Genomic DNA, 25,121 nt, shown 5'->3' on the forward strand with positions numbered 1-25,121 from the left:
CAGGCGACCGTTCTCCTAAACCTTGACTGCAGATGCTCGCGTTGGTCGCGGCGGCACCTGCATCCCATCGATTTCCGTCTGCAACACGTCCTGGCTTGTTGTTATTCCCAGGTCAGCGCGCCGCCCGTTTGATAATCAATCACGCGTGTCTCGAAGAAGTTGCGTTCCTTCTTCAAGTCGATCATCTCGCTCATCCACGGGAACGGGTTCTCCTCGTTCGGGTAGAGCGGATCGAGGCCAATCTGCTGGCAACGTCGATTGCAGATGAAACGCAGGTAGCTCTTGAACATCGACGCGTTCAGGCCGAGCACCCCGCGCGGCATGGTGTCTTCAGCGTAGCGATATTCGAGTTCGACTGCCTGCTTGAAAATGTCGCGGATCTCCGCGCGGAATGCCGGCGTCCACAGTTGCGGCTCTTCCAGCTTGATCTGGTTGATCAGGTCGATGCCGAAATTGCAGTGCATCGACTCGTCGCGCAGGATGTACTGGTACTGCTCCGCTGCGCCCGTCATCTTGTTCTGCCGGCCGAGCGCGAGGATCTGCGTAAAGCCGACGTAGAAGAACAAGCCTTCCATCACGCAAGCGAACACGATCAACGACTTCAGCAATTTCTGGTCCGCTTCGAGCGTGCCGGTCGTGAAAGCGGGATCGGTGAGCGTCTGGATGAACGGAATCAGGAACTCGTCCTTCGCGCGGATCGAGTCGACCTCGTGATACGCGTTGAAGATTTCGCTCTCGTCGAGCCCGAGCGACTCGACGATGTACTGATACGCGTGCGTGTGGATCGCCTCTTCGAACGCCTGGCGCAGCAGGAACTGGCGACACTCGGGCGCCGTGATGTGGCGGTAGGTGCCGAGCACGATGTTGTTCGCGGCGAGCGAGTCGGCAGTCACGAAGAAGCCGAGGTTGCGCTTCACGATGCGTCGTTCGTCGTCGGAGAGGCCGTTGGGGTCTTTCCACAGGGCGATGTCTCGCGACATGTTCACTTCCTGCGGCATCCAGTGGTTGGCACAACCCGCCAGATATTTTTCCCACGCCCATTTGTACTTGAACGGCACGAGCTGATTGACGTCGGTCTTGCCGTTGATGATGCGCTTGTCGGCGACGTTCACGCGCGCTTCGCTCGCGGCGGCGATGGCGCCAGCGGAGGCTGCGGCGGGAGCGACGAAATCGTTGGAGAAGATGTTGCTTGCCGAAGGCGTGTGGAGGGCGGCGTGTGAAGCAGCTTGATGACCGGTGCGCGAAGCTTCCTGCATGCCGGCAACCGCACTCGCGGCGTTGCGCAACACGTTAGGTTGCGAAGCGCTCGACGGAGCTACGGCAGTGGTCTCGTCATCCCAGTTGAGCATAGATTCTCACCATCAATTTAGATCGGTTTGTACCATCTTTTCATGAGCGATAAAAGAGCTTGCTCATGAAAATTCCTGTTTTGTGTTCGCGTTGCTACTTGCATACAACACTTTGCTCAACGCATCGTGTGTGAAGCCTCTCGCGACGTGTGCTGCTGCTTGATCGAAGCGGTCGTCATCGAGCTTCATTGCATGCTTCGAGCGTCGACTTGTTGCCTCGTGATGTTGCTGCTTCGAGTGCGTGAAGAGAGCGAGACGATGAAGCGTTCGTTGCTTCGATGACGCACATCGCGCAGCGTGCGATGCACCCTCTTGCGAGGCGGTTGATGTTGCATCGGATGGCTCGTTTCAGTGCCTGCGAACCCGCTTTCCTGCGTCCGATGCGTTGCCGAAGTTTAGCATCGGCGGTCTTGAAATTCCACTAGATATTGGGCCAATTTTGCCTCACACCACTAGCTATAGTGGACGTTGGATTGCCCCGTCAAGCCCCTCGCAGCGCTCATCGCTTCCTCAAAGGCTCGAGCAGAGAGCGCAGATTGTTGTGATCGATCTCGTGCATGAGCGCAAGCAGGCGCCCGAGTTGTCCCTGCGGAAAACCCTCACGCGCGAACCACGCGAGGTAGTTGCCAGGGAGGTCAGCGAGCACGCGTCCCTTGAACTTTCCGTAAGGCATCGTCTGCGTGACGAGGCGCTGCAAATCTTCCGGGTCCATGTCGTTCGATCCTTTGTGTCGATGCGTCGTGTCGATGAGCCGCGCAGTATCGCCGATGCGCTCTCCGAGCGTGGTCCATGCCTCAGCGGCTGCTCCATATCGATGCCATAATCGCCGCTCCCGCCGCGAAGAGATGTTCCTCGATTCTCCATGCCGCTCGCCATCAAAGCTTTCGTTGCCCCTCTCATCGTCGCGTGCGCGATGTTCATGGAAAGCGTGGATGCGAATGTCATCGTGACGGCCATTCCCGCGATGGCCCGCGCGTTCGGACGAGACCCCGTCACGCTGAAGATCGCCGTCACCAGCTACGTGCTCGGCCTGGGCGTGTTCATCCCGATCTGCGGCTGGGTCGCCGACCGCTTCGGCGCCCGCACCGTCTTTCGCACCGCGATCGGCATCTTCGTCATCGGCTCGCTGCTCTGCGCGGCCTCCAATTCCCTTGCGACCTTCACGCTCGCGCGCTTCGTGCAGGGCGTCGGCGGCGCGATGATGGTGCCGGTCGGGCGCATCATCATCTTCCGCTCGGTGCGCCGCTCGGAGTTCATCCGCGCGATGAACTACCTGAGCGTGCCGGCGATGCTCGGCCCCGCCGTCGGGCCGCTGCTCGGCGGCTTCATCACGACGTACCTGCACTGGCGCCTGATCTTCTTCATCAACATTCCGATCGGGATCGTGGGCATCTATCTGACGAACCGCTATATCGCGAACTCGCGCGAGGAGCATCCGGGTCCGCTCGACTGGTTCGGCTTCTTCCTCTCGGCGACGGGCGGCACGCTGCTGCTGCTCGGGTTGTCGCTCGTGGGCGGCGAGCTCGTTCCGAACAGCATCGCAGGCGCGATGTGCGCGGGCGGCGCGGTGATGGTCGCGGTGTACTGGCTGCACTCGCGGCGCGCGCTGCGTCCGCTGCTCGACTTGCGCTTCTTTCGCGTGCCGACGTTTCAGGCGAGCGTGCTCGGCGGGTCGCTGTTTCGCATCGGCCTCGGCGCGGTGCCGTTCCTGCTGCCGCTCGCGCTGCAGGAAGGGCTCGGGATGACGGCGTTCAAGTCCGGGTCGATCACGTGCGCGTCGGCGTTTGGCGGGATGTTCATGCGCTCGCTGGCGTCGCGGGTGCTGCATCGGTTTGGCTTCCGGCAGACGCTGATGGTGAACGCGGCGCTCTCGGGTATCGCGATCGCGGCGTGCGGGATGTTTTTTCCTGGCACGCCGACCTGGGTCATCTGGGCGGTGGTGCTGCTCGGCGGGTTCTTCCCGGCGTTGCAATTCACGAGCCTGAACTCGCTGGCTTATGCGGAGATCGAGACCCGCGACGTCGGCCGCGCGACGAGTCTCGCGAGCTTCGTGCAGCAGGTGTCGCTCGGGCTCGGGGTGACGATTGCGGGGATTACGCTTGAGATATCGCAAAGCATGCACGGGCATCCGACGATTATCTGGGCGGATTTCTGGCCGGCGTTCTTCGTCGTCGGCGCGTTCTCGTTCTTCTCCATTCCGGTAACCGCTCGTCTCTCGCGAGATGCCGGGTCGGAGATTTCACGGGGGTCGCGGGGGTGACTGCGCGACTGTTTACCGCTGAGGCTTCGTGATTGCCGCGGCGCATCACGACCGGTAAACGGATCGGGCCGGTATCGAAAGCATTCCGATACCGGCCCGAGTCTTGAATCGTTGCTGCTGCGGACGATGATCGAACCGCTCGGTCATCGCCTTTCTACCTCCGCGCTTACTGGCACGCCTCGCACTCGTCAAACCCCGGATCACCCGGACGCATCATGCACACGGGTCCGTCGGCTTCCGGAGCCGCCGCCACTGCCGCCGCATTGAACCCGCCCGCCGACACACCGCCGACACCCGCGCCGCCGCCAAAGCCAGCGCCCGAGGCACCCGATGCACCACTACCCGATTCCCCCGACGGCACCGAATTCAGCGCACCGTGCGCGACGGTCGACTTCTCGACGCTCGTCGCCGACATCGTGCGGAGGTAGTACGTCGTCTTGAGACCACGCAGCCACGCCAGCTTGTACACCTCATCGAGCTTCTTGCCCGACGCGCCCGCCATATAGATATTCAGCGACTGAGCCTGATCGATCCACTTCTGGCGGCGCGACGCCGCTTCCACGACCCACTTCGCGTCGAGTTCGAACGCCGTCGCGTAGATCGCGCGGAGGTCGGCCGGGATGCGGTCGATGCGCGAGAGCGTGCCGTCGAAGTACTTCAGGTCGGAGACCATCACTTCGTCCCACAGGCCGCGCGCCTTCAGGTCGTGCACCAGATAGTCGTTCACCACCGTGAACTCGCCCGACAGATTCGACTTCACATACAAATTCTGGAACGTCGGCTCGATACACGCGGAAACGCCGATGATGTTCGAAATCGTCGCCGTCGGCGCGATCGCAACGCAGTTCGAGTTGCGCATGCCGTGCGTGGCGATGCGCGAACGCAGCGTCGCCCAGTCCATCGTTTCGCTTTCGTCGACTTCGACGTAGCCGCCGCGCTCTTCGGCCAACAGCTTCAGCGAATCCTGCGGGAGGATGCCGCGATCCCACAGCGAGCCGCGATAGCTCGAATACCGGCCGCGCTCCTGCGCCAGTTCCGTCGACGCGTAGTAGGCGTAGTAGCAAACCGCTTCCATCGACCGGTCGGCGAACTCGACCGCTTCCTGCGACGCATACGGCGTGCGCAGCAGGTGCAGGCAATCCTGGAAGCCCATGATGCCCATGCCGACCGGACGATGCTTCAGGTTCGAATTCCGCGCTTTGGCGACGGCGTAGTAATTGATATCGATCACGTTGTCGAGCATGCGCATCGCCACGCTGATGGTGCGCTTGAGCTTGTCGTGATCGAGCGCGAGCGTGCCGTCGGCCTGCTTCGCCAAGTGGGCGACGAGGTTCACCGAGCCCAGGTTGCAGACGGCGATTTCCGTGTCGCTCGTGTTCAGCGTGATTTCCGTGCACAGGTTCGACGAGTGCACGACGCCCACGTGCTGCTGCGGCGAGCGGATGTTGCACGGGTCCTTGAACGTGATCCACGGATGGCCGGTTTCAAACAGCATGCCAAGCATCTTGCGCCACAGTTGCGCCGCCGGAAGCTTTTTGAACAGCTTGATTTCGCCGCGCGCCGCTTTCTCTTCGTAAGCCGTGTAAGCCTTCTCGAACGCCGCGCCGAACAGGTCATGCAGGTCCGGGCAGGTCGCCGGCGAGAAAAGCGTCCAGTCGCCGCCTTCGTGCACGCGCTTCATGAACAGGTCGGGAATCCAGTTCGCCGTGTTCATGTCGTGAGTGCGTCGACGGTCGTCGCCCGTGTTCTTGCGCAGTTCGAGGAATTCCTCGATGTCCAGGTGCCATGTCTCCAGGTACGCGCAGACCGCGCCCTTGCGCTTGCCGCCCTGATTGACCGCGACGGCCGTGTCGTTCACGACTTTCAGGAACGGCACCACGCCCTGCGACTTGCCGTTCGTGCCCTTGATATGCGAGCCGAGCGCACGCACGCGCGTCCAGTCGTTGCCAAGGCCGCCCGCGAACTTCGACAGCAGCGCGTTCTCCTTCAGCGCTTCGTAGATACCGTCGAGATCGTCGGCGACGGTCGTCAGGTAGCACGACGACAGTTGCGAGCGGCGCGTGCCGGAGTTGAACAGCGTCGGCGTCGATGACATGAAATCGAAGCTCGACAGCACGCCGTAGAACTCGATCGCGCGCGCTTCGCGGTCGATTTCGTTGAGCGCCAGACCCATCGCGACGCGCATGAAGAACGCCTGCGGCAGTTCGATGCGCTTGCCTTCCGTGTGCAGAAAGTAGCGGTCATACAGCGTCTGCAGGCCGAGGTAGCCGAATTGCAGGTCGCGATCGGCGTCGAGCGCGGCGCCCAGGCGCTTCAGGTCGTACTGCAGGAGCTTGTCGTCGAGAAGCTCCGCTTCCACGCCTTGCTTGATGAAGAGCGGGAAATATTCGGCGTAACGCCCGCCCATTTCGCCTTGCGGGACTTCCTCTTCCAGAATTTCGCGACGGATCGTGTGCAGCAGGATGCGCGCCGTGACCTGGCTGTACGCCGGGTCCTTCTCGATCATCGTGCGGGCGGCGAGGATGGCCGAGTCGTAGACCTGGCTCATCGGCACGCCGTCGTACAGGTTCTTCACCGTTTCCGCGACGATCGGATCGGCGTTGACCACATCGCCCAGGTTCGCGCACGCCTCGATGATGCGTGCCTTCAGCGCATCGAGGTCGAGCGGACGGCTGATCCCGCCGTCGATCACGTTGATGCCGAGCGCATTCGCCTTCACTTCCGGCGCGTGCGCCCGTTCCTGCGTGCGCTTCTCGCGATACAGCACGTAGGCGCGCGCGACGTTGTGCTCGCCGCCGCGCATGAGCGCCAGTTCGACCTGATCCTGAATGTCTTCGATATGGAACGTGCCGCCGTTCGGACGGCTGCGCACCATCGCGCGGACGACGCTTTGCGTCAGTTGCTCGACGAGCTCGCGCACGCGCGCGGACGCCGCGCCCTGCCCGCCGTTCACAGCGAGGAACGCCTTCGTGACGGCGATCGCGATCTTCGACGGCTCGAACGACACCACGGTCCCGTTACGACGGATGACTTTGTAGTCGGCGAGCGTCGTGTTCGGCGCGAGCGCCTGGGCGCCCGTCTGTTGCTGGCCACCCGCGGCGCGCGCGGATGCGCCTTCGTAGGAGGTCGTGGCGTTGTCGGTGGTTTGCATGTGCAAAACTCCTGGTGTTCGATGGTGCGGAACGTCCGCGATGGGTTGGTTCAAGTTCGCGCCGGGTGCGTCACCGGTGCGGACCTCTGGAAACTGAAAACGGTCAGCCGGAGAAACAGGTTTCGCTCGAGCTGCGCCGTTTTTGCCCGACGCTTTTCTGCGATGGGTGGCTTTCATCGACTGTGTGGTCTTCTCGGTGCTGCGTGCTCGCGGTATTGCCGGCCGTGTTGCCGGCGGATTCGCAAGACGCCATTGCTACGCTTCTGTTCGCGACCGCGCCTGGTTCTGGTTTGATTTCATGACCGCGCGGCCGCCAACAATCACTACCCCGTAAAGCCAACGGCGCCGACTTTTGGGAAGGGCGCCGCGTGAATGACACAAGATGTAGTGCAAATTGCGTCTCTAGGCACCAAGTATAGTGGACCTCGGCGAAGTCTCAAAAAGATTTATTTGCCTGTCGAATGCTTGGCCGGGGTTGACTTTTGCTTCGCCAAAGCACGACAAGGCCTCGGGCGTTCCTCGTGCTGCGACGCAACGAGAATGCCCTCACGCGTGATCGAGGTACGGGAAGAATCGCGGCGCAAGGCCGCTCGCCCGTCGCAGGCGCGGCCAGTCGAAGTGAGGGCCGGGATCGGTTTTGCGGCCGGGCGCAATGTCGGAATGGCCGGCGAGCGCATCGATCGGATAGCGGGCTGCGAGCACGCTTACGAGTGGAGCAAGCGCGTCGTACTGGGCCGATTCGAACGGGCTGTGGTCGCTGCCTTCCAGTTCGATGCCGATCGAAAAATCATTGCAGCGCTCGCGTCCGCAGAACGTCGAGACGCCCGCGTGCCACGCGCGCTCGTTGCACGAGACGTATTGCTCGATCGCGCCGTCGCGGCGAATCACGAAATGCGCCGATACGCGCATGCCGCGCAGTTGATCGAAGTACGGATGCGCGCCGTGGTCGAGCGTGTTCTGGAAGAAATCGCGGATCGCGTTGCCGCCGAAGTCGTCGGGCGGCAGGCTGATGTTGTGCACGACGATCAGCGTCGGCAGGATCGCGCCGGGCCGCGCCTCGAAATTCGGCGACGGCAGGCGCGTCGCGGTGGCAAGCCAGCCGTCTGCATCGACCGAAGCCTGAGCTCCGGCGCGCGGCGATGGCGTCATCGGGCGTCGCGGCCCGTCGGGCGAGCCGCGTAACGATGCGCATGATCGGAGCAGCAGAAGCGCTTGCCCGCTACCACGAGCGATTCGCTACTCGGCGTGTGCACGCCGCACTGGGCGCAGCGCACGAGCGGATCGGTGAGTTGCGGTGCGTCGCCGGACGCACGGCCGCTGCGGCGGTAGGTGCCGCCCGTCGTGCCCGTGCTGTTGCCCGTGCCCGGTTGCGGGCCGGTTTGCGCGGTGCGCTCGGTGGCGCGGCGCAGCTTGCGGAACACCCACTGGCTCGCGAAGAACAGGAAGATCAGAAGCAGGATTTGTCGCATGGCGTGACTAATATAAGTAGGCTGTCCGGCTCAGACGACGGCGCGGTGCAGCAGCACTTCGAACACGAAGCGGCTGCCGACATAAGCGAGCAGCAACGCGACGAACGAAGCGAGCACCCAGCGCAGCGCGGCACGTCCGCGCCAGCCGGAAACGCGGCGTGCGGTCAGGAGCGCGCCGAACATGAGCCACGAAAGGAACGCGAACACCGTCTTGTGATCGAGCTTGAACGCGCGATCGACGAGTTGTTCGTTGAAGGCGATTCCCGACACGAGCGTCAGTGTCAGCAGCACGAAGCCTGCCGCGATCAGCCGGAACAGCAGTTTTTCGAGCGTGAGAAGCGGCGGCAGCGTGTCGAGCCAGCTCGAAAGCCAGCCGTTCGACGTATGACGCACGGCCGTTCCGCGCATGCCTTGCAGACGCTTCTCGACCATCATCATGAGAATGGCGTGGAGCGCGGCGATCGCGAACAGGCCGTACGCGATATTGGCGATCAAAAAGTGCAGCTTGAACATCGGCGCGGCGGAATACGGCAGCACGCGCACGCCGCCGAAGACGAGCGGCATCAGCGAGGCGAGACACGCGAGCGGCAGCACGAGGAGCCTCAAGCCGTCGAGCGGAAAGAAAAAGCTTTCGATCCAGTAGATGCCGGCGCCCAGCCAGAACATGGCCGAGAGCGCGAACGCGAAGCCGAAGACCATCGCGTTCTGGGGAAAGATCGTGGTGTGCAGGAGGACGCCGTGCACGAGCAGCGCTATAAATAATAGAGCGCGCCCGATTCCGCTCATGCCCGACGCCTTCGACGCCCGCGCGCTCGGCACCGGCGCGCCCGCTGGAATGCCCGCCAGCGCGGGCCCGATGGCCGTGTGGCGATGCGCGCGCCAGCCCGCTACGGCAAGGCCACCGTAGAGAAGCGCAGTGAGGGCATACAGTACAATATCCATGTTCGAAGTTTACACTAGGCCCCGAACTCACGACGTCTTCCCCTCCCGCCGACAAGGGCGGGACCGGGCGCCACGACGAGGCCGCACTCTCTACCGCTTCCCATGCTCGACAATCTGACTCAACGGATGGCGCGCGTCGTCAAGACGCTGCGCGGCGAGGCCCGGCTCACCGAGGCTAACACGCAGGAAATGCTGCGCGAAGTGCGCCTCGCGTTGCTGGAGGCGGACGTCGCGCTGCCGGTCGTGCGCGAATTCATCGCGAAGGTGAAGGAAAAGGCGCTCGGCGAGGAAGTCATCTCCAGCTTGTCGCCGGGACAGGCGCTCGTCGCCGTCGTGCAGCGCGAGCTCACGGCCGTGATCGGCGGCGATTACGAAGGCAAGGCCGCCGAGCTCAATCTCGCCGTCGCGCCGCCGGCCGTGATCCTGATGGCCGGCCTGCAAGGCGCCGGCAAAACCACGACCACCGGCAAGCTCGCCAAACTTCTGCGCGAAAAGCACAAGAAGAAAGTGCTGACGGTGTCCGTCGACGTCTACCGCCCCGCCGCGATTCAGCAGTTGAAAACGGTGACCGAGCAGGTTGGCGCGGACTTCTTCCCGTCGGAGCCGAACCAGAAGCCGGCGGATATCGCGCGCGCGGCCGTCGACTGGGCGAAACGCCACTACAACGACGTGCTGATCGTCGATACGGCGGGCCGTCTCGGCATCGACGAAGCGATGATGAACGAGATCAGCGAGTTGCATGCGCTGCTGAAACCGGCTGAAACGCTCTTCGTCGTCGATGCGATGCTCGGCCAGGACGCCGTCAACACCGCGAAGGCGTTCAACGACGCGCTGCCGCTTACCGGCGTCGTCTTGACCAAGCTCGACGGCGACTCGCGCGGCGGTGCGGCGCTTTCCGTGCGTCACGTGACGGGCAAACCGATCAAGTTCGTCGGCGTCGCGGAAAAGCTCGACGGCCTCGAAGTTTTCCACCCGGACCGGATGGCGAACCGGATCCTCGGCATGGGCGACATCATGGCGCTCGTCGAGGAGGCGCAGAAAGGCGTCGATACGAAGGAAGCGCAAAAGCTCGCCGACAAGGTCAAGAAAGGCGGCGACTTCGACCTGAACGACTTCAAGGCGCAGCTTTCGCAGATGAAGAAAATGGGCGGCCTCTCGTCGCTGATGGACAAGCTGCCCGCGCAATTCCAGCAGGCCGCGCAAGGCGCCGACATGGGCGTCGCCGAGAAGCAGATGCGCCGCATGGAAGGCATCATCAATTCGATGACGATCCAGGAGCGCGCGAAGCCCGAACTGATCAAGGCCGCGCGCAAGCGCCGGATCGCGGCGGGCGCGGGCGTGCATGTGCAGGACGTCAACCGGATGCTCAATCAGTACGAGCAGATGCGCGGCATGATGAAGAAGCTGAAGGGCGGCAATCTGCAAAAGATGATGCGCGGCATGAAAGGCATGATGCCGGGCATGCGTTAAGCAGCGTTTTTCGGAACCCGCGCCTCGCCGACAAGCTGCGGCAAGCGCGGGTTTATCATAAGGCGCTCGCCGCCGTTTTTTCCCACACTAAGTATTCACGCCACCGCGCCGTTTCCCTTATGAATCGCGAAGAAGCTCTCCACATTTTCAGCCACTCCGAAGAGATCGTTTCGGTGGCCGAGGTCAACGCGTCGATCGGGCGCATGGCGCAGGACATCCGGGCGGCGACGAGCGAGGAGTTTCCCCTCGTGCTCTCCGTCATGGGCGGCGCGGCGGTCTTCACCGGCATGCTGCTGCCGCATCTCGATTTCCCGCTCGAGTTCGATTACATCCACCTGACGCGCTATCGCAACGCGATCAAGGGCGGCAGCGAGATGCAATGGCGCGTGGCGCCGGCGGAATCGGTGAAGGATCGCGTGGTGCTCGTGCTCGACGACATCCTCGACGAAGGCGAAACGATGGCCGCGATCCGCGACCGCATCATGGCGATGGGCGCGAAACAGTTCCTGTCGGCGGTGCTGTGCGAGAAGATCATTCCGAAGGCGAAGCCGCTGCGCCCGGACTTTTGCGGATTCGAAGTGCCGGACCGCTACGTGTTCGGCTGCGGGATGGACGCGAAGGGCTACTGGCGCAACCTGCCGACCATTCGCGCGCTGACCGAAGGCGCTTGATCGCGCTTCTAGTCACGCAATAAAAAAAGCGGCCGCGGCCGCTTTTTTTACAACTGATGCACGAAGGTCCGTATCCCGGTCAAGATCATCTCGACCGATATCGCGACCAGCACCAGCCCCATCAGCCGCTCGAACGCGGTGACCGCCCGCTCGCCCAGCCAGTGCTGTATCTTCTCGGCGAGCATCAGCACGATCGCGCAGACGATCATCGTGACCGTCAGCGCGCCGATCCACTCCATCATCTTCCCCGGCGCCTGCGACGTCAGCAGCATCACCGTCGCCAGCGCCGACGGACCCGCGAGCGCAGGAATCGCGAGCGGCACGATCAGCGGCTCACCGCCGCGCGAATCGCCACCCATCGGGCCGTCTGGATGCGGGAAGATCATCCGCAGCGCGATCAAAAACAACACGATCCCGCCGCCGATCCGGAGCGACAAGTCGGTGAGACTCATCGCGCGCAAAAACCGGTCGCCGACCAGCATGAAGAGCAGCAAGATGCCGAACGCGATCGCGATTTCCCGCAGGATCACGATGCGCCGCCGCTCGGCCGCCACCCCGCGCAGCGCGTTGATGAAGATCGGAATGTTGCCGAGCGGATCGGTGATCAGGATCAGCAGGACGGTCGCCGACAGGAAGTTGTATTGCACGTTACTTGGCCAGGGCCGCGCGCACCTTCTCGATCACCACGCCCGCCGCGTCATCCACCGGGAGCAGCGTGGCTTCGGTGTCGCGGCGCCCCTGATATTCGAGCTTGCCTTCCTTCAGGCCACGGTCGCCGATCACAAGCCGATGCGGCACGCCGATCAGTTCCCAGTCGGCGAACATGACGCCCGGCCGCTCGCCGCGATCGTCGAGGATCACGTCGATGCCGGCTTCCTGCAGCGTCGCGTAAAGCTTGTCGGCCTGCTCGCGCACGGCGTCGCTCCGGTCGTAGCCCATCGGGCACAGGACGACTTCGAACGGCGCAATCGCTTCCGGCCAGATGATGCCCTTGTCGTCGAAATTCTGTTCGATCGCGGCGCCCAGCACACGCGTCACCCCGATGCCGTAGCAACCCATCTGCATCGGCGCGGGCTTGCCGTTTTCGTCGAGGAAAGTGGCGCCCATCGAATCGGAATACTTCGTGCCGAGCTGGAACACGTGACCGACCTCAATGCCACGGCAAATCGCAAGCGTCCCTCGGCCGTCCGGCGACGGATCGCCCTCGACGACATTGCGGATATCCGCCACCACCGGTTCCGGCAGGTCGCGGCCCCAGTTCACGCCGGTCGTGTGGAAATCGACCTCGTTCGAGCCGACCACGAAGTCGCTCATGTTCGCGACCGTGCTGTCCGCGATCACCTTCACCGGCTTTTTCGTGCCGACCGGGCCAAGATAGCCCGGCGGCGTGCCGAACCAATCGACGATTTCCTGCTCGGTCGCGAACCGGTAGCCGGCAAGGCCGGGTTGCTTGTTCGCCTTGATGCCGTTGAGCGAGTGATCGCCGCGCAGCATCAAGAGCCAGATGGTCGGTTCGGCGCCTTCGTTTTCGGTGGCGAGAACGATCGACTTGATCGTGCGCTCGAGCGGAATGTTCAGATATTCCGCGACCGCCTCGCACTTCGCCTTACCAGGCGTCGGCGTCTTTTTCAGCTCCTCGGCGGGCGCGGCGCGCGTCGCAGAAAGCGGCAGCGCGTCGGCGGCTTCGACGTTCGCCGCGTAATCGGAATCCGGGTTGTACGCGATGGCGTCCTCGCCCGTATCGGCGATCACGTGGAATTCGTGCGATCCGCTGCCGCCAATCGAGCCGTTATCGGCCGCGACCGCGCGGAATTCGAGCCCGATGCGCGTGAAAATGCGCACGTACGCGTCGAACATCTTGCGATACGACTCGGCGAGACCGGCCGTGTCCTTGTCGAACGAATACGCATCTTTCATGATGAATTCACGGCCGCGCATCACACCGAAACGCGGACGGATTTCATCGCGAAACTTCGTTTGAACCTGGTAGAAGTTCACCGGCAACTGACGATAGCTCTTGATCTCGCGACGCGCGATGTCGGTCACGACTTCCTCGTGCGTCGGCCCGACCACGAAATCGCGCTCGTGCCGGTCCTTCATGCGCAGCAGTTCGGGGCCGTATTGCTCCCAGCGGCCTGATTCCTGCCACAACTCGGCCGGCTGCACGGCCGGCATCAGCAATTCGAGCGCGCCTGCGCGATTCATCTCTTCACGCACGATGGCCTCGACCTTGCGGATCGAGCGCAGCCCGATCGGCAGGTAGTCGTAGATACCGCCCGCGACGCGGCGAATCATGCCGGCGCGCATCATCAGCTTGTGGCTGACAATCTCGGCGTCGGCGGGAGCTTCTTTCAGGGTGCCGATGAAGAAACGTGATGCTTTCATTGAGGAAATTTTCCAAAAGCGGAGCGCGCCGGACTGCCGAAAAGCGGCGTGAAGGCGTGCAAGACGGATGAAATCGGGATGGCCCGCGGAAAGAAGAATCTGCCGCTGGCCGGAATGCTCGGCGAAAGGCGTACCCAGATTCGGGTTCGTGCCGGTGCGCCAGGCCCGTTATCTGTTTATAATCAAAGCAATTTTAAAGGATTCGAAGGTGGTTGTATGCTCGATCGTGAAGGCTTTCGCCCGAACGTCGGCATCATCCTCTTGAACGCGCGCAACGAAGTGTTTTGGGGTAAGCGGCTGCGTGAACATTCCTGGCAGTTTCCGCAAGGGGGCATCAAGTACGGCGAAACCCCTGTGCAAGCGATGTATCGGGAGTTACACGAAGAAACCGGTTTGCTTCCGGAGCACGTCAAGGTCGTGGGTCGAACCCGCGACTGGCTGCGTTATGAGGTGCCGGACAAGTTCATCAAGCGCGAGGTGCGCGGCCATTATCGTGGCCAGAAACAGATCTGGTTTCTGCTGCGAATGGTAGGCCGCGATTGCGACATCTGCCTGCGTGCGACTGATCATCCGGAGTTCGATGCCTGGCGCTGGAACGAGTATTGGGTCCCGCTCGATGCGGTGATCGAGTTCAAGCGTGACGTTTATCAACTGGCGCTCACCGAGTTGTCGCGCTTCTTACGGCGAACCGCCGCCAGAAGCGAACGCGGCGAGCGCGTCGCACATCATGGACCGCGCTACCCGCGCGTCATCCAGACGATGACGATCGAAGCACCCTCGGTTTCCGCGGCCGGCACCGCGGTTGAGGCAGAATGCTCGATCGAGGAAGTGCATGTTTTCGCGCAGCGTCCGCTGCACGACTGACACGACGCTTCCTTGCAAATTTTTCCACTCAGTACGACTCAAAGCGGCGACACGGCAACGTGTCCCGCTTTTTTCCGCGCAGCAGCTTGCGTTTCGTGCACGCGGATGTTTTCGGGAAGACCTAATTGAAAGCCATCGCCTTATTTGCGGCATCCGCGGCAGCGCTTGCCGTGCTCGCCGGTTGTTCCAGTACGAAGGGCCCGTCCAACCAGGACGACAGCGCGTTCGCCTACCTGCTCGACAGAAAGCCGGAATGGACCGAGAACAAGGTCGATAACCTGCCGCCGTTGCCGCAGGCGTCGAATCTGCTGGCGTTCAACGTCTCGCAAAACACGCCGCTGAATTTTTCGATCGACAAGACCTCGGTGTCAGTGGGGACGGATGGCGTCGTGCGATATACGGTTGTGGTCACGAGTCCGGCGGGTGCGCGCAACGTGAATTACGAAGGGATTCGCTGTGATAACTACGAGTGGCGCCTCTACGCGAGCATCAACGATGACCAGAACGCCTGGGACCGCACGGTCGCGAACGACTACCGACGCATCGAGAACGGCGAGTTGAACGCGTATCACGCGGCGCTCTATCAGGATTATTTCTGCGCGAACAAGCTGCCGACCGGCGACGCCAAGCAGATCGTGAACGCGATCCAGTACAAGCGATCGGCGGTTTCGCAGTATCGGTGAGGTTTTGGTGGTTGAAAAAGCCCGCTGACTTTTTTTGGTCAGCGGGCTTTTTTCATACCAGCACGAGGTTGTCCCGGTGGATCAGTTCGGGCTCGAGCATATAGCCAAGCACCGTTTCGATTTCCGCGCTTGGCCGCCGATGAATCAGCCGCGCTTCCGAGCTGCTGTAGTTCGTGATGCCGCGCGCGACTTCCTGGCCCTGAGGATTCACGCACGCGATCACCTCGCCGCGCGCAAAAGCGCCCTTCACGTCGATCACGCCGATCGGCAACAGGCTTTTGCCGCCCTCGGTAAGCTTCTCGACCGCGCCGTTGTCGATCACGACGTGGCCGCGCACCTGCAGGTGATCGGCCATCCACTGCTTGCGCGCCGCGATCCGCGCCGTGCGCGCCATAAGTTGCGTGCCGATCATCTCGCCCGATGCAAGCCGCGTCAAAACGTCCGATTCCCGCCCGCTCGCGATTACCGTGTTCGCCCCGCTGTGCGCGGCGCGCTTCGCGGCGAGGATCTTGGTCAGCATGCCGCCGCGCCCGAGGCTCGAGCCCGCGCCGCCCGCCATTGCTTCGAGCTCCGGCGTGCCGGCGTCGGCCTGCTCGACGAGCGTGGCCGTCGGATCCTTGCGCGGATCGGCGGTGAAGAGCCCGCGCTGGTCGGTGAGAATGATCAGCGCGTCGCCTTCGATCAGATTCGCGACCAGCGCGCCGAGCGTGTCGTTGTCGCCGAACTTGATCTCGTCGGTGATGACGGTGTCGTTCTCGTTGATGATGGGGACTGCGCCCAGACGCAACAGCGTCAAGAGCGTCGAGCGCGCGTTCAGATAGCGCTCGCGATCGGCGAGATCGGCGTGCGTGAGAAGAATCTGCGCCGTGCGGATTCCGTGCGCGCCGAAGCTGCTCTCGTAGACCTGCGCGAGCCCCATCTGGCCGACGGCCGCGGCCGCCTGCAATTCGTCGATTTCACGTGGACGCTTGGTCCAGCCGAGCCGATGAATGCCTTCGGCGATCGCGCCCGAACTGACCATCACGACTTCCTTGCCCTGCTCGCGCAATGCCGCGATCTGCGATGCCCAGCGGGCGATCGCGGCGTGGTCGAGCCCGCGCCCATCGTTCGTGACGAGGCTCGATCCCACTTTCACTACCAAACGCTTCGAAGCAGCGATGACGGAACGCATCGTGCGCATTCTCCTCGGGTGGTCGTTGGCTGCGCGAGCGCGCAGGTGCGTGGTTATTCTTCCTCGTCCTGCTTCGGCACGGCGGCAGTTTCATCGCGAAAACGAACGTCTGCTGCAAGATCTTCCGCCTCGGCCGCGCGAGACGCGTCTGAATTCTTCGAGATGTAATCGAAGATCGCGTAGGTCAGCGCTTCGCAGCCCTGGCCCGTCAGCGCGGAGATTTCGAACACCGGACCGCTCCACTCGTAGCGATCAAGGAAATCCGCGACGCGCGCTTCGCGCTCATCGTCCGGCACCATGTCGAGCTTATTTAGCACGAGCCAGCGCGGCTTTTCATACAGCGCTTCGTCGTACTTGCGCAATTCGTTGACAATTGCCCTCGCTTCCGCGACCGGATCGACGTTTTCGTCGAACGGCGCCAGATCCACCAGATGCAGCAGCACGCCGGTACGCTGCAAATGCCGCAGGAACCGATGGCCGAGGCCCGCGCCTTCCGCCGCGCCCTCGATCAGGCCGGGGATATCCGCGATCACGAAGCTCTTGCTCGGACCGACGCGCACCACGCCGAGATTCGGCGCGAGCGTGGTGAACGGATAATCGGCGATCTTCGGCCGCGCATTCGAGACAGACGAAATGAACGTCGATTTCCCTGCGTTCGGCATACCCAGCAGGCCGACGTCCGCAAGCACCTTCAGTTCGAGCCGGAGCATGCGGCGCTCGCCGGGCTTGCCTTCGGTCTTCTGGCGCGGCGCGCGATTCGTACTCGACTTGAAATGCAGGTTGCCGAGGCCGCCCGCGCCGCCGTTCGCGATCAGCACTTCCTGATTATGCTCGGTCAAATCGGCGATCAGCTCGCCGGTTTCCATGTCCGCGATGATCGTGCCGACCGGCATGCGCAAGGTGATGTCGTCGCCGCCCTTGCCGTAGCAGTCCGCACCGCGGCCGTTTTCGCCGTTGCGCGCCTGGTGTTTTTTCGCGTACCGGTAGTCGATCAGCGTGTTGATGTTGCGGTCCGCGACCGCGTAGACGCTGCCGCCCCGGCCGCCGTCGCCGCCGTCCGGTCCACCGAATGGGACGAACTTCTCGCGGCGCATCGACGCGCTGCCATCCCCTCCGTCGCCGGCGATGACTTCAATTCTCGCTTCGTCAATGAACTTCATGCGTTGCTCCGTCCCGTGTTTCGTGCCGTGGGGGCCGGCGTAAGCGCCTAGGCGTTACACCAGCAAACACCCTATTTTGCCGCGACCGGCCAATGCCGGCCAACGTGCAAACGATATAAGCCAAATGTCCTGGAAACCAAATAAAAAAGGCCCCGCGAACTTCGCGGGGCCTTTTGCGGTCCTGAAGCCCGTGCAGTAAGACTTAGGCTGCCGGGACGACGTTGACCAGATGCTTCTTCGCTGCGCCCTTCGTCGTAAACGTGACGTGGCCGTCGGTCAGCGCGAACAAGGTGTGATCCTTGCCGATGCCGACGTTCTCGCCCGGGTGCATGCGCGTGCCGCGCTGGCGAACGATGATGCCGCCCGCGTTGATTGCCTGGCCGCCGTAAACCTTCACGCCGAGGCGCTTCGATTCGGAATCGCGGCCGTTGCGGGAAGACCCGCCTGCTTTTTTGTGTGCCATGTGATTACTCCTTGCCGCTTACGCGTTGATCGCGTCGATACGCAGTTCGGTATAGTTCTGGCGATGGCCAGCGTGCTTTTGGTAGTGCTTCCGGCGACGCATCTTGAAGATCGTGACCTTCTTGTGACGACCCTGGGACACGACGGTAGCCTTGACGGAAGCCCCACTCACCAGCGGTGCACCGAACTTAATCGATTCACCTTCGCCTACTGCGAGAACCTGGTCGAGCGTGATTTCAGCGTCAATGTCTGCCGGTATCTGTTCTACTTTCAATTTTTCGCCGACGGCAACCTTATACTGCTTGCCACCGGTTTTTATGACCGCGTACATTGAGAACCTCACTCTGAATTCATTTTTCCGCGCACCGTGCGGGGAAAACGCGTGATTATACAGAGAGTTAGGATCGACGTCAAAGGCCGTTGACTTTGTCTTTCAGGCAAGCCAGCGGTCGCAGCCCGACCGATTGCCTGACGAATGGCCGTGCAATCAAATATCGCAAAATATCCGCCGAAACCGGCCGCGCACCGCGTCGCATCGGCTGGGGAAACTCCGTCGAGAGGCCGATTCGCCTTATAATTCGCGGCACTATCCTAATTGCCGATCATGTCGTCCACCGCCACTTCATCCCCCAACGCCGCCACTCTGCTCGCCCCGATCGCCGAGGACATGCAGCAGGTCAATCGCGTCATCCGGCAGCGCCTGGCATCCGAAGTGATGCTCATCAACCAGATTTCGGAGTACATCATCGGGGCCGGCGGCAAGCGTCTGCGGCCCGCGCTGCTGTTGCTCGTCGCGGGCGCGCTCGGCGATACGACCGGACATCGTCATGAACTCGCGGCTGTCGTCGAGTTCATCCACACAGCGACGCTGCTGCACGACGACGTCGTCGACGAGTCGGATCTGCGCCGCGGCCGCAAGACGGCCAACGCGCTCTTCGGCAACGCGGCGAGCGTGCTGGTCGGCGATTTCCTGTATTCGCGCTCGTTCGAGATGATGGTGGGCGTCGGCAAGATGCGCGTGATGGAAATTCTGTCGGTCGCGACGAACGTGATTTCCGAAGGCGAAGTCCTGCAGCTTCTGAACATGCACGATCCGGACGTCGATCAAGCGCGTTACATGCAGGTCATTCGTTATAAGACGGCGAAGCTTTTCGAAGCCGCAGCACAGTTGGGCGCGGTGTTGTCGGGGTCGGATGCGAAGACAGAAGCGGCGGCCGCCGAGTTCGGTCGGCGCATCGGCACGGCGTTCCAGATCATGGACGACTGGCTCGACTACACGGGCACCGCGGAATCGATGGGCAAGAACGCCGGCGACGACCTCCGCGAAGGCAAGCCGACGCTGCCGCTGATCTACCTGATGGAACACGGCACGGCGGAAGAAGCGGCGCTCGCGCGGGAAGCGATCGAACAGGGCGGCACGGACCGCTTCGACACGATTTTCGAGGCAATCACGCGCTCCGGCGCGCTCGATCACACGCTGGAATGCGCGCGCGGTGAAGCGCAGGCGGCGGCGAAAGCGATTTCTTCCTTTCCCGATTCCATTTTTAAAGATAGCCTGCTAGAATTATGCTCTTACTCGACGGCGAGACAGTCTTGAACGAGACTGTAATGGCGTAAGAGTCCAGCAGTAAAAATTCGGGGTGTAGCTTAGCCTGGTAGAGCGCTACGTTCGGGACGTAGAGGCCGGAGGTTCGAATCCTCTCACCCCGACCAGAATTTCCTTGTAGATCAAGGCCGAAACCGCCCAGCTCGCTGGCGGTTTTTTGTTTTGGGGCTCCGTTCGCTCAAGTCATCCGATTCGAAAACCAGGCGTATGCTGGCAACGAAAAACTCGGGAGACGACCATGAGCCTCGCCGGCAAGACCCTCTTCATTTCCGGTGGCAGTCGCGGCATCGGCTTGGCGATTGCGCTGCGGGCGGCGCGCGACGGCGCCAATATCGCGATCGCCGCGAAAACCGCAGATCCCGATCCGCGGCTCGAAGGCACGATCCACACCGCGGCCGCCGCGATCGAAGCGGCCGGTGGCAAGGCACTCCCCCTCGTCGTCGATATTCGCGATGAGGAGCGCGTGCAGAGCGCCGTCGCGGAAACGGTGCATGCGTTCGGCGGCATCGATATTCTCGTGAACAACGCGAGCGCTATCCGGCTGACCGGCACGCTCGATACCCCCGTCAAACGCTACGACCTGATGCACGGCGTCAACGGCCGGGGCACGTTCGCGTGCGCGCAGGCCTGCCTGCCCTATCTGCTCGAAGCCGCCAATCCGCACATCCTTACGCTCTCGCCGCCGCTCGTCACCGATGCCAAGTGGTTCGAGGAATTTCCCGCCTACACCATCGCGAAATACACGATGAGTCTCTTTACGCTGGCGCTCGCGAGCGAATTCCGTGAGCGCGGCGTGGCGGTCAATTCGCTGTGGCCGCGTACCGCCATCGCGACGGCTGCCGTGCGCAACGAAATCGGCGGATCGGGGATGCTTGCGGCGTGCCGTAAGCCTGAGATCGTCGCCGATGCCGCGCACTTCATTCTCACGCGCCCCGCGCGGGAGTGCACGGGCAATTTCTTTCTCGACGACGAAGTGCTGCTGGCCGCCGGCGTGCGCGACTTCGCCCAATACGACATGCAACCTGGCGCGCCGCTGCAGGCCGATTTCTTCGTCGAGGCATTGCCCGGCATGCTGCGCTCGGACGGCATGACGAAGCGCCGCAGCGGTCCGTGACTTCGTTCGGGCAAGACGCGAGAAAATGCCGTCCGGCCTAAGGGTATAAGCACCGACCGCCGCCTTGCTACCGGCTTTTGCTGACTGTTAGGATTCCTGCTCGGCTTGAGAGAAGCCGAGCCGATATAACATCCAGCAAACTGAGTACAGTCCTTGAAAAAAATAGCAAAATTTGGGGTATCCGCAGCAGCCGTCATTTCGCTTGCTGCGTGTGGCGGTGGCGGAGGTGACGAGAGCGGCAGCGTGGCGAATTCGAGCAGTCAGCCGCCATCGACGATGAAACTCGCAGACCCCGTCAACAACTACGCAACCAGCAAGAAAGCAAGAAAGCAAGAAAGCAAGAAAGCAAGAAAGCAAGAAAGCAACAGGGTATGTGCTCTTCGCAGCGCGTGACGTGTATCAACTCTATCTGCATACGCTCGCCACCGCGATTACCGGCGCGAACCAGAGCTCGGCGGGCAAGCACACGCAAGACTGTCCTGGGGGTGGCAGCGCAACAGTGACCCTGAAGGACTCGGACAACTCCCGCAGCATCACGCGCGGCGGTTCCGCGATGATCGAGTTCGCTAATTGCAGGCAGTTCGGGACGTTAGAAGGACAGGCCCTCGAATCCATCAACGGCGGCATGACGTTCGCGATGAACAAGGTCGAAGGCATCATCGGTTCCGGTGGCGATTTTGCCGTCGCCGCGGATGTCACCGCGTCCGCGCTGACGTTCGCGACCAACACGGGTATAGGCTCCATCGACGGCACCATGTCGTTGACCGGGAAACACACATCGAACGGCATCGAGTCGGCTGTCGCAAAGACGAGTTCCGTGACCGTCAAGCGCACGGTGAATGGCAGGACGGACAGCATCACGCTCGTCGACTGGTTCGAAAGAGATGACTACTCGGCCCAAACGAATACCGACACGGTTTCCGTCGATGGAAAACTCAACGTGACGTCGCCCGATGGCGATGCGTCGCTTCTCGTGAGTACGCCAACGCCCGTCGTCGTGACAAAGGGCAATTCGCTCGACAGCGGAAATCTGACGATCGCGACTACTGTCGATGCTGTCAACGCGGCTTTCGCTGGCAATTCGAACGTGACGCTCGCTGTCGACGCAGGCAAAATGGGCACGCCTACCGCCGTCGTACCGACGAGCATCGACGAGATGAACGCGCTTTTGAAGTCCTGATGGCGCCATTCACATAAAAGCGCCACCGCCGGCATACCCGGCGGTGGCGCTTTGCAATCCCACACGCAAGCCTCAGCCCGCGTCGACTTCGTCCGCCTCTTCCGCCTCGCGGGGCATATCCGAGACCGACACCGGCGCTGCCTCATGCCGATGCACATCATGCGTCACGAACCCTAACTCGTGACTCGGGATCGCAAACCACTCAGGATGTTCGAACGATCGGCGGATATCCTCCAGACCGCTCGCCCAGTGCTCGCCCATCGTGTCGTTGCTGAACTCGTAGTCCTTGTAATGGCCTTCGAAGAACTTGTCCTTGTAGATCAAATGCACGATGTTGACCGCCCCGCCATCCGCGGCTTTCTGTGCCGCGCGCACGAGCGGATGCGTACGACGCACCTTCTCCGGAATGTGCTCGAGCAGTTCCTTGATCATCCGAGCGTGCTTCTGGCTCAGTGACACGAAATCCGTCACCGCGCGCGTCCGGCTAGAGAACTGGATGTCCTTGGTGCGTTCGGAAATGTCGAGGAAATCGGTGGGCAGCGTGCCTTTCGCGCTCCACAAATCGACCTGGAAGATCAGCGTGTCCTTGTGTTGCGACTCGTTGATGATCTCAGTGAGCGGCGTGTTCGAGACGAGGCCACCGTCCCAGTAATACTCTCCGTCGATCTCGACTGCCGGAAAACCCGGCGGTAACGCGCCCGACGCCATGAAGTGCTCCGGCTCGAGGCGCATCTTCGTGTTGTCGAAGTAGACGAGGTTGCCGGTGCGCACGTTCACCGCTCCGACCGACACGCGCACGTTGCCGTCGTTGATGCGGTCGAAATTGGCGTATTTCAGGAGCGTCGCGCGCAAGGCGCTCGTGGCGTAGAAGCTGACTTCGTTCGGCAACTTCGCCGAGGCACCCGCGAACGGCGCCGTGACGGGTACCAGCATGCGCGGCGAGAAGAAGCCCTTCTGCCCTTCGGTCAGCGTGCGCGCGGCGGACCACATGCTCGACCACTTGCGGCCGATGTCGGGGAATCCGAACATCGTGGGAACGAAGTTGCCGACGTGGCCCAGCAAGTCCGCCGGCTGGCAGATCGTCCGCCAGAAACCGCGCAACGCCTCGGCGCGATCCTTCGGCGCGTTGCCCGCGATGATCGCGGTATTCAGCGCGCCGATCGAGATGCCCAGCACCCAGCCCGGTTCGATGCCGGCTTCGGCCAGGCCTTCATAGACGCCCGCCTGATAAGAGCCCAGCGCGCCGCCGCCCTGCAGGACCAGGCCGATCTCATCGTAGGAAGGCAGTTCGATGCACTTCGGCCCACAAGATTTGTTACGTGACTTGCGATGCATCGTCGTCGGCTCCTTACTGCATGAACCAGCCGTGGCTGACGACGATCGACTGTCCCGTCAGCGCAGCCGATCCGAAGCCGGCGAGAAACGCAACCGTGTTCGCGACATCGTCGATAGTGGTGAATTCGCCGTCGACGGTTTCCTTCAGCATCACGTCCTTGACCACCTGCGCCTCGCTGATGCCGAGCGCCTTCGCCTGTTCCGGGATCTGCTTGTCGACGAGCGGCGTGCGCACGAAGCCCGGGCACACGACGTTCGCCCGCACGCCGCGCGAGCCGCCTTCTTTCGCGACGACGCGCGCCAGGCCGAGCAAGCCGTGCTTCGCGGTGACATAAGCGGACTTCAGCTTCGACGCCTCGTGCGAATGCACCGATCCCATATAGATGATCGAGCCGCCCTTGCCGTCCGCGTACATGTGCTTGATGGCGGCCTTCGTGGTGAGGAACGCGCCGTCGAGGTGGATCGCGAGCATCTTTTTCCAGTCGGCGAACGCGTAGTCTTCGATCGGGTTGACGATCTGGATGCCCGCGTTCGACACGAGCACGTCGATCGAGCCGAGCTTCGCCACGGCTTCCTCGATGCCCGCGTTCACCGCGTCTTCGTTCGTCACGTCCATCGCGACGGCGAGCGCCTTGCCGCCGCTGGCGACGATGTCGTCGGCGACTTTCTGCGCGTTCACGAGATTCAGGTCGGCGATGACGACGGCCGCGCCGTCCGCTGCGAGCTTGCGCGCGCATTGTTCACCGATACCGCTTGCTGCGCCCGTGACGAGCGCGACTTTTCCTTGCAATGACATGAGTGTGGTTCCTTCGCTTTCGGCTGAGTTTTTACTGGTTATTGATTGACGGCGAGTTTCAGTGCTTCGGCCGGCGCGAGATAGTCATAGGCGACTTCGCCGATATCGAGCGTGAGATTCGCGATGACGTGCCGCGCGCCCACCACCTTGCGCACGGGCAAGTCGGCGACCGGCGCAAGCGCGTGCGCGTGGAGGTCGAGCGCAGCGGGGCCTTCCCACGCGCCAAGCACGGCGACGTCGCGCAGGAAGAAGCGCACGAGTTCGCAAACGCGCGCCGAGCCGTCGACGTGCGGAATCACCTTGAGCAGATAGTTCGGCGTATCGGCGAGCTTGCGGCGCTCGGTTTCGATGTCGAGCGGACGATACTTGTAGCCCATCGTGCCGGTCGCGATGCGTTGCGTGCCGTATTCGAGCGTGCCGAGCAGCGTGTCCCTGCCGTCGACGCCCAAGCGCGGCGACGCCAGCTTCTTCGGAAAGCCCCAGATCTCGCGGCCGCCGGCGATCGGGCCTTCGTCGTCGAGATACATCGCGTGGGTGTAGCTGGCCTTGCGCCCTTCCTCGTCAATCACCGAGATGACCTGGCCGCTCTCCGTGTAATCGCCGAATCCCGACGAATCCGGCATGCGGATGAACTCGTAGTGGACGAGGCCGTTGTCCACCGTCAGCGGCTCGGGGACGACGGCGCGCAGGGCGTCGAGGTCGGTCTCGTACGAGATGATGAAGTACTCGCGATTGACGAAGCGGAACGGCGGGCGCGGATAAGCGGGGTTATGCACGGGCATGGCATAAGCGTTCTTGCGGATTTCATCGGCTGTCACTGCATCGATTCCTTGGGATGAGGAAGGCACGATGGTAGCGGCATTCTTCGATCGCGGCGCTTTACGCCAACCTGACATTTGACGCCTGAGAGACCCTTCATGAAACGCTGGAATGCCCGCCGGGCTTGGCTTCCAGCGATTCGACCAAGCCTTCGCAATGCATCGTGTCCCATTTCGCAAAATATTGTTGCTTCACGAGCTCCTATGCCGATCGGCGCCTGTTCAAGATAGTGCA

The 25,121-nt window shown here is 62.4% G+C and carries 24 protein-coding genes and 1 tRNA gene; 10 read left to right on the forward strand and 15 right to left on the reverse strand.

Annotated elements, in window-relative coordinates; genetic code table 11:
• Positions 1-101 precede the first annotated feature (101 nt).
• Positions 102-1,349, reverse strand: coding sequence for a ribonucleotide-diphosphate reductase subunit beta (locus AWB67_RS03015; protein WP_087654750.1), 1,248 nt, complete (start codon positions 1,347-1,349; stop codon positions 102-104).
• Between the two features lie 499 nt (positions 1,350-1,848).
• Positions 1,849-2,061 (reverse strand): DUF3820 family protein, encoded by a 213-nt coding sequence (locus AWB67_RS03020; RefSeq protein ID WP_087654751.1) that lies wholly within the window; start codon positions 2,059-2,061, stop codon positions 1,849-1,851.
• Positions 2,062-2,211: 150 nt separating this feature from the next.
• On the opposite strand from AWB67_RS03020, the gene AWB67_RS03025 reads away from it, so the two are divergent.
• Entirely contained in the window at positions 2,212-3,609 is a 1,398-nt protein-coding gene (locus tag AWB67_RS03025; RefSeq protein ID WP_087654752.1) for an MFS transporter, read from the forward strand.
• Positions 3,610-3,775: 166 nt separating this feature from the next.
• Here AWB67_RS03025 and AWB67_RS03030 read toward each other — a convergent pair whose 3' ends face one another.
• From AWB67_RS03030 to AWB67_RS03045, 4 genes are all read right to left on the reverse strand, one after another.
• Positions 3,776-6,760 (reverse strand): ribonucleoside-diphosphate reductase subunit alpha, encoded by a 2,985-nt coding sequence (locus AWB67_RS03030; RefSeq protein WP_087654753.1) that lies wholly within the window; start codon positions 6,758-6,760, stop codon positions 3,776-3,778.
• Between the two features lie 546 nt (positions 6,761-7,306).
• Positions 7,307-7,909: a 1,6-anhydro-N-acetylmuramyl-L-alanine amidase AmpD gene (gene ampD / locus AWB67_RS03035; protein WP_087654754.1), complete on the reverse strand. Its 603-nt coding sequence runs from the start codon at positions 7,907-7,909 to the stop codon at positions 7,307-7,309.
• Positions 7,906-8,229: a PP0621 family protein gene (locus AWB67_RS03040; protein WP_087654755.1), complete on the reverse strand. Its 324-nt coding sequence runs from the start codon at positions 8,227-8,229 to the stop codon at positions 7,906-7,908. The genes ampD and AWB67_RS03040 overlap by 4 nt, the downstream gene beginning before the upstream one ends.
• Positions 8,230-8,259: 30 nt before the next feature.
• On the reverse strand, positions 8,260-9,171 hold the full coding sequence (locus AWB67_RS03045) for a cytochrome C assembly family protein (protein WP_087654756.1): 912 nt from the start codon (positions 9,169-9,171) through the stop codon (positions 8,260-8,262).
• 102 nt (positions 9,172-9,273) lie between these two features.
• Here AWB67_RS03045 and ffh point away from each other — a divergent pair, with 102 nt between their 5' ends.
• The gene (gene ffh, locus AWB67_RS03050) at positions 9,274-10,641 is read left to right on the forward strand and encodes a signal recognition particle protein (RefSeq protein ID WP_087654757.1); all 1,368 of its coding nucleotides are present in this window, start codon (positions 9,274-9,276) and stop codon (positions 10,639-10,641) included.
• 119 nt (positions 10,642-10,760) lie between these two features.
• The gene (locus tag AWB67_RS03055; RefSeq protein WP_087654758.1) at positions 10,761-11,312 is read left to right on the forward strand and encodes a hypoxanthine-guanine phosphoribosyltransferase; all 552 of its coding nucleotides are present in this window, start codon (positions 10,761-10,763) and stop codon (positions 11,310-11,312) included.
• Positions 11,313-11,359: 47 nt separating this feature from the next.
• On the opposite strand, the gene AWB67_RS03060 is transcribed toward AWB67_RS03055, so the two are convergent.
• Both AWB67_RS03060 and AWB67_RS03065 read right to left on the reverse strand, forming a co-directional pair.
• On the reverse strand, positions 11,360-11,959 hold the full coding sequence (locus tag AWB67_RS03060) for a MarC family protein (RefSeq protein ID WP_087654759.1): 600 nt from the start codon (positions 11,957-11,959) through the stop codon (positions 11,360-11,362).
• A gap of 1 nt (position 11,960) precedes the next feature.
• On the reverse strand, positions 11,961-13,697 hold the full coding sequence (locus AWB67_RS03065) for a proline--tRNA ligase (protein WP_087654760.1): 1,737 nt from the start codon (positions 13,695-13,697) through the stop codon (positions 11,961-11,963).
• 216 nt (positions 13,698-13,913) lie between these two features.
• Between AWB67_RS03065 and AWB67_RS03075 the strand changes: the two genes are divergently transcribed.
• Positions 13,914-14,561 (forward strand): RNA pyrophosphohydrolase, encoded by a 648-nt coding sequence (locus AWB67_RS03075; protein ID WP_087654762.1) that lies wholly within the window; start codon positions 13,914-13,916, stop codon positions 14,559-14,561.
• A 125-nt stretch (positions 14,562-14,686) separates the two neighbouring features.
• Positions 14,687-15,244 carry a CNP1-like family protein gene (locus AWB67_RS03080; protein WP_087654763.1) on the forward strand — a complete coding sequence of 186 codons (558 nt, stop codon included), beginning with the start codon at positions 14,687-14,689 and terminating at the stop codon, positions 15,242-15,244.
• Positions 15,245-15,296: 52 nt separating this feature from the next.
• On the opposite strand, the gene proB is transcribed toward AWB67_RS03080, so the two are convergent.
• The 4 genes from proB to rplU form a co-directional block, all read right to left on the reverse strand.
• The gene (gene proB, locus AWB67_RS03085) at positions 15,297-16,415 is read right to left on the reverse strand and encodes a glutamate 5-kinase (RefSeq protein WP_087654821.1); all 1,119 of its coding nucleotides are present in this window, start codon (positions 16,413-16,415) and stop codon (positions 15,297-15,299) included.
• Positions 16,416-16,468: 53 nt separating this feature from the next.
• Positions 16,469-17,575: an Obg family GTPase CgtA gene (gene cgtA / locus AWB67_RS03090; RefSeq protein WP_087654764.1), complete on the reverse strand. Its 1,107-nt coding sequence runs from the start codon at positions 17,573-17,575 to the stop codon at positions 16,469-16,471.
• Positions 17,576-17,777: 202 nt separating this feature from the next.
• A complete protein-coding gene (rpmA, locus tag AWB67_RS03095; RefSeq protein WP_087632317.1) occupies positions 17,778-18,038 on the reverse strand; it encodes a 50S ribosomal protein L27 in 261 nt (86 codons plus the stop codon).
• Between the two features lie 18 nt (positions 18,039-18,056).
• Positions 18,057-18,368: a 50S ribosomal protein L21 gene (gene rplU, locus AWB67_RS03100; protein WP_035927503.1), complete on the reverse strand. Its 312-nt coding sequence runs from the start codon at positions 18,366-18,368 to the stop codon at positions 18,057-18,059.
• Positions 18,369-18,641: 273 nt separating this feature from the next.
• Here rplU and AWB67_RS03105 point away from each other — a divergent pair, with 273 nt between their 5' ends.
• From AWB67_RS03105 to AWB67_RS03120, 5 genes are all read left to right on the forward strand, one after another.
• Complete coding sequence (locus AWB67_RS03105) at positions 18,642-19,634, forward strand: polyprenyl synthetase family protein (protein ID WP_087654765.1); 993 nt, start codon at positions 18,642-18,644, stop codon at positions 19,632-19,634.
• A gap of 39 nt (positions 19,635-19,673) precedes the next feature.
• Positions 19,674-19,750: transfer RNA gene (locus AWB67_RS03110), tRNA-Pro, on the forward strand.
• Positions 19,751-19,881: 131 nt separating this feature from the next.
• Positions 19,882-20,757, forward strand: a complete 876-nt coding sequence (locus AWB67_RS03115) for an SDR family oxidoreductase (protein WP_087654766.1) — start codon at positions 19,882-19,884, stop codon at positions 20,755-20,757.
• 153 nt (positions 20,758-20,910) lie between these two features.
• A complete protein-coding gene (locus tag AWB67_RS39415; RefSeq protein WP_125477538.1) occupies positions 20,911-21,150 on the forward strand; it encodes a hypothetical protein in 240 nt (79 codons plus the stop codon).
• A 1-nt stretch (position 21,151) separates the two neighbouring features.
• The gene (locus AWB67_RS03120; protein WP_125477539.1) at positions 21,152-21,937 is read left to right on the forward strand and encodes a hypothetical protein; all 786 of its coding nucleotides are present in this window, start codon (positions 21,152-21,154) and stop codon (positions 21,935-21,937) included.
• Between the two features lie 72 nt (positions 21,938-22,009).
• On the opposite strand, the gene AWB67_RS03125 is transcribed toward AWB67_RS03120, so the two are convergent.
• The 3 genes from AWB67_RS03125 to AWB67_RS03135 are packed head-to-tail and all read right to left on the reverse strand — an operon-like array spanning position 22,010 to position 24,886.
• Positions 22,010-23,272: a DUF3734 domain-containing protein gene (locus AWB67_RS03125; protein ID WP_087654768.1), complete on the reverse strand. Its 1,263-nt coding sequence runs from the start codon at positions 23,270-23,272 to the stop codon at positions 22,010-22,012.
• A gap of 13 nt (positions 23,273-23,285) precedes the next feature.
• On the reverse strand, positions 23,286-24,068 hold the full coding sequence (locus tag AWB67_RS03130) for a 3-hydroxybutyrate dehydrogenase (RefSeq protein WP_087654769.1): 783 nt from the start codon (positions 24,066-24,068) through the stop codon (positions 23,286-23,288).
• Between the two features lie 38 nt (positions 24,069-24,106).
• Positions 24,107-24,886, reverse strand: coding sequence for an acetoacetate decarboxylase (locus AWB67_RS03135; protein ID WP_087654770.1), 780 nt, complete (start codon positions 24,884-24,886; stop codon positions 24,107-24,109).
• Positions 24,887-25,121 lie beyond the last annotated feature (235 nt).

This window comes from Caballeronia terrestris (assembly GCF_001544515.1).
Lineage (GTDB): Bacteria > Pseudomonadota > Gammaproteobacteria > Burkholderiales > Burkholderiaceae > Caballeronia > Caballeronia terrestris.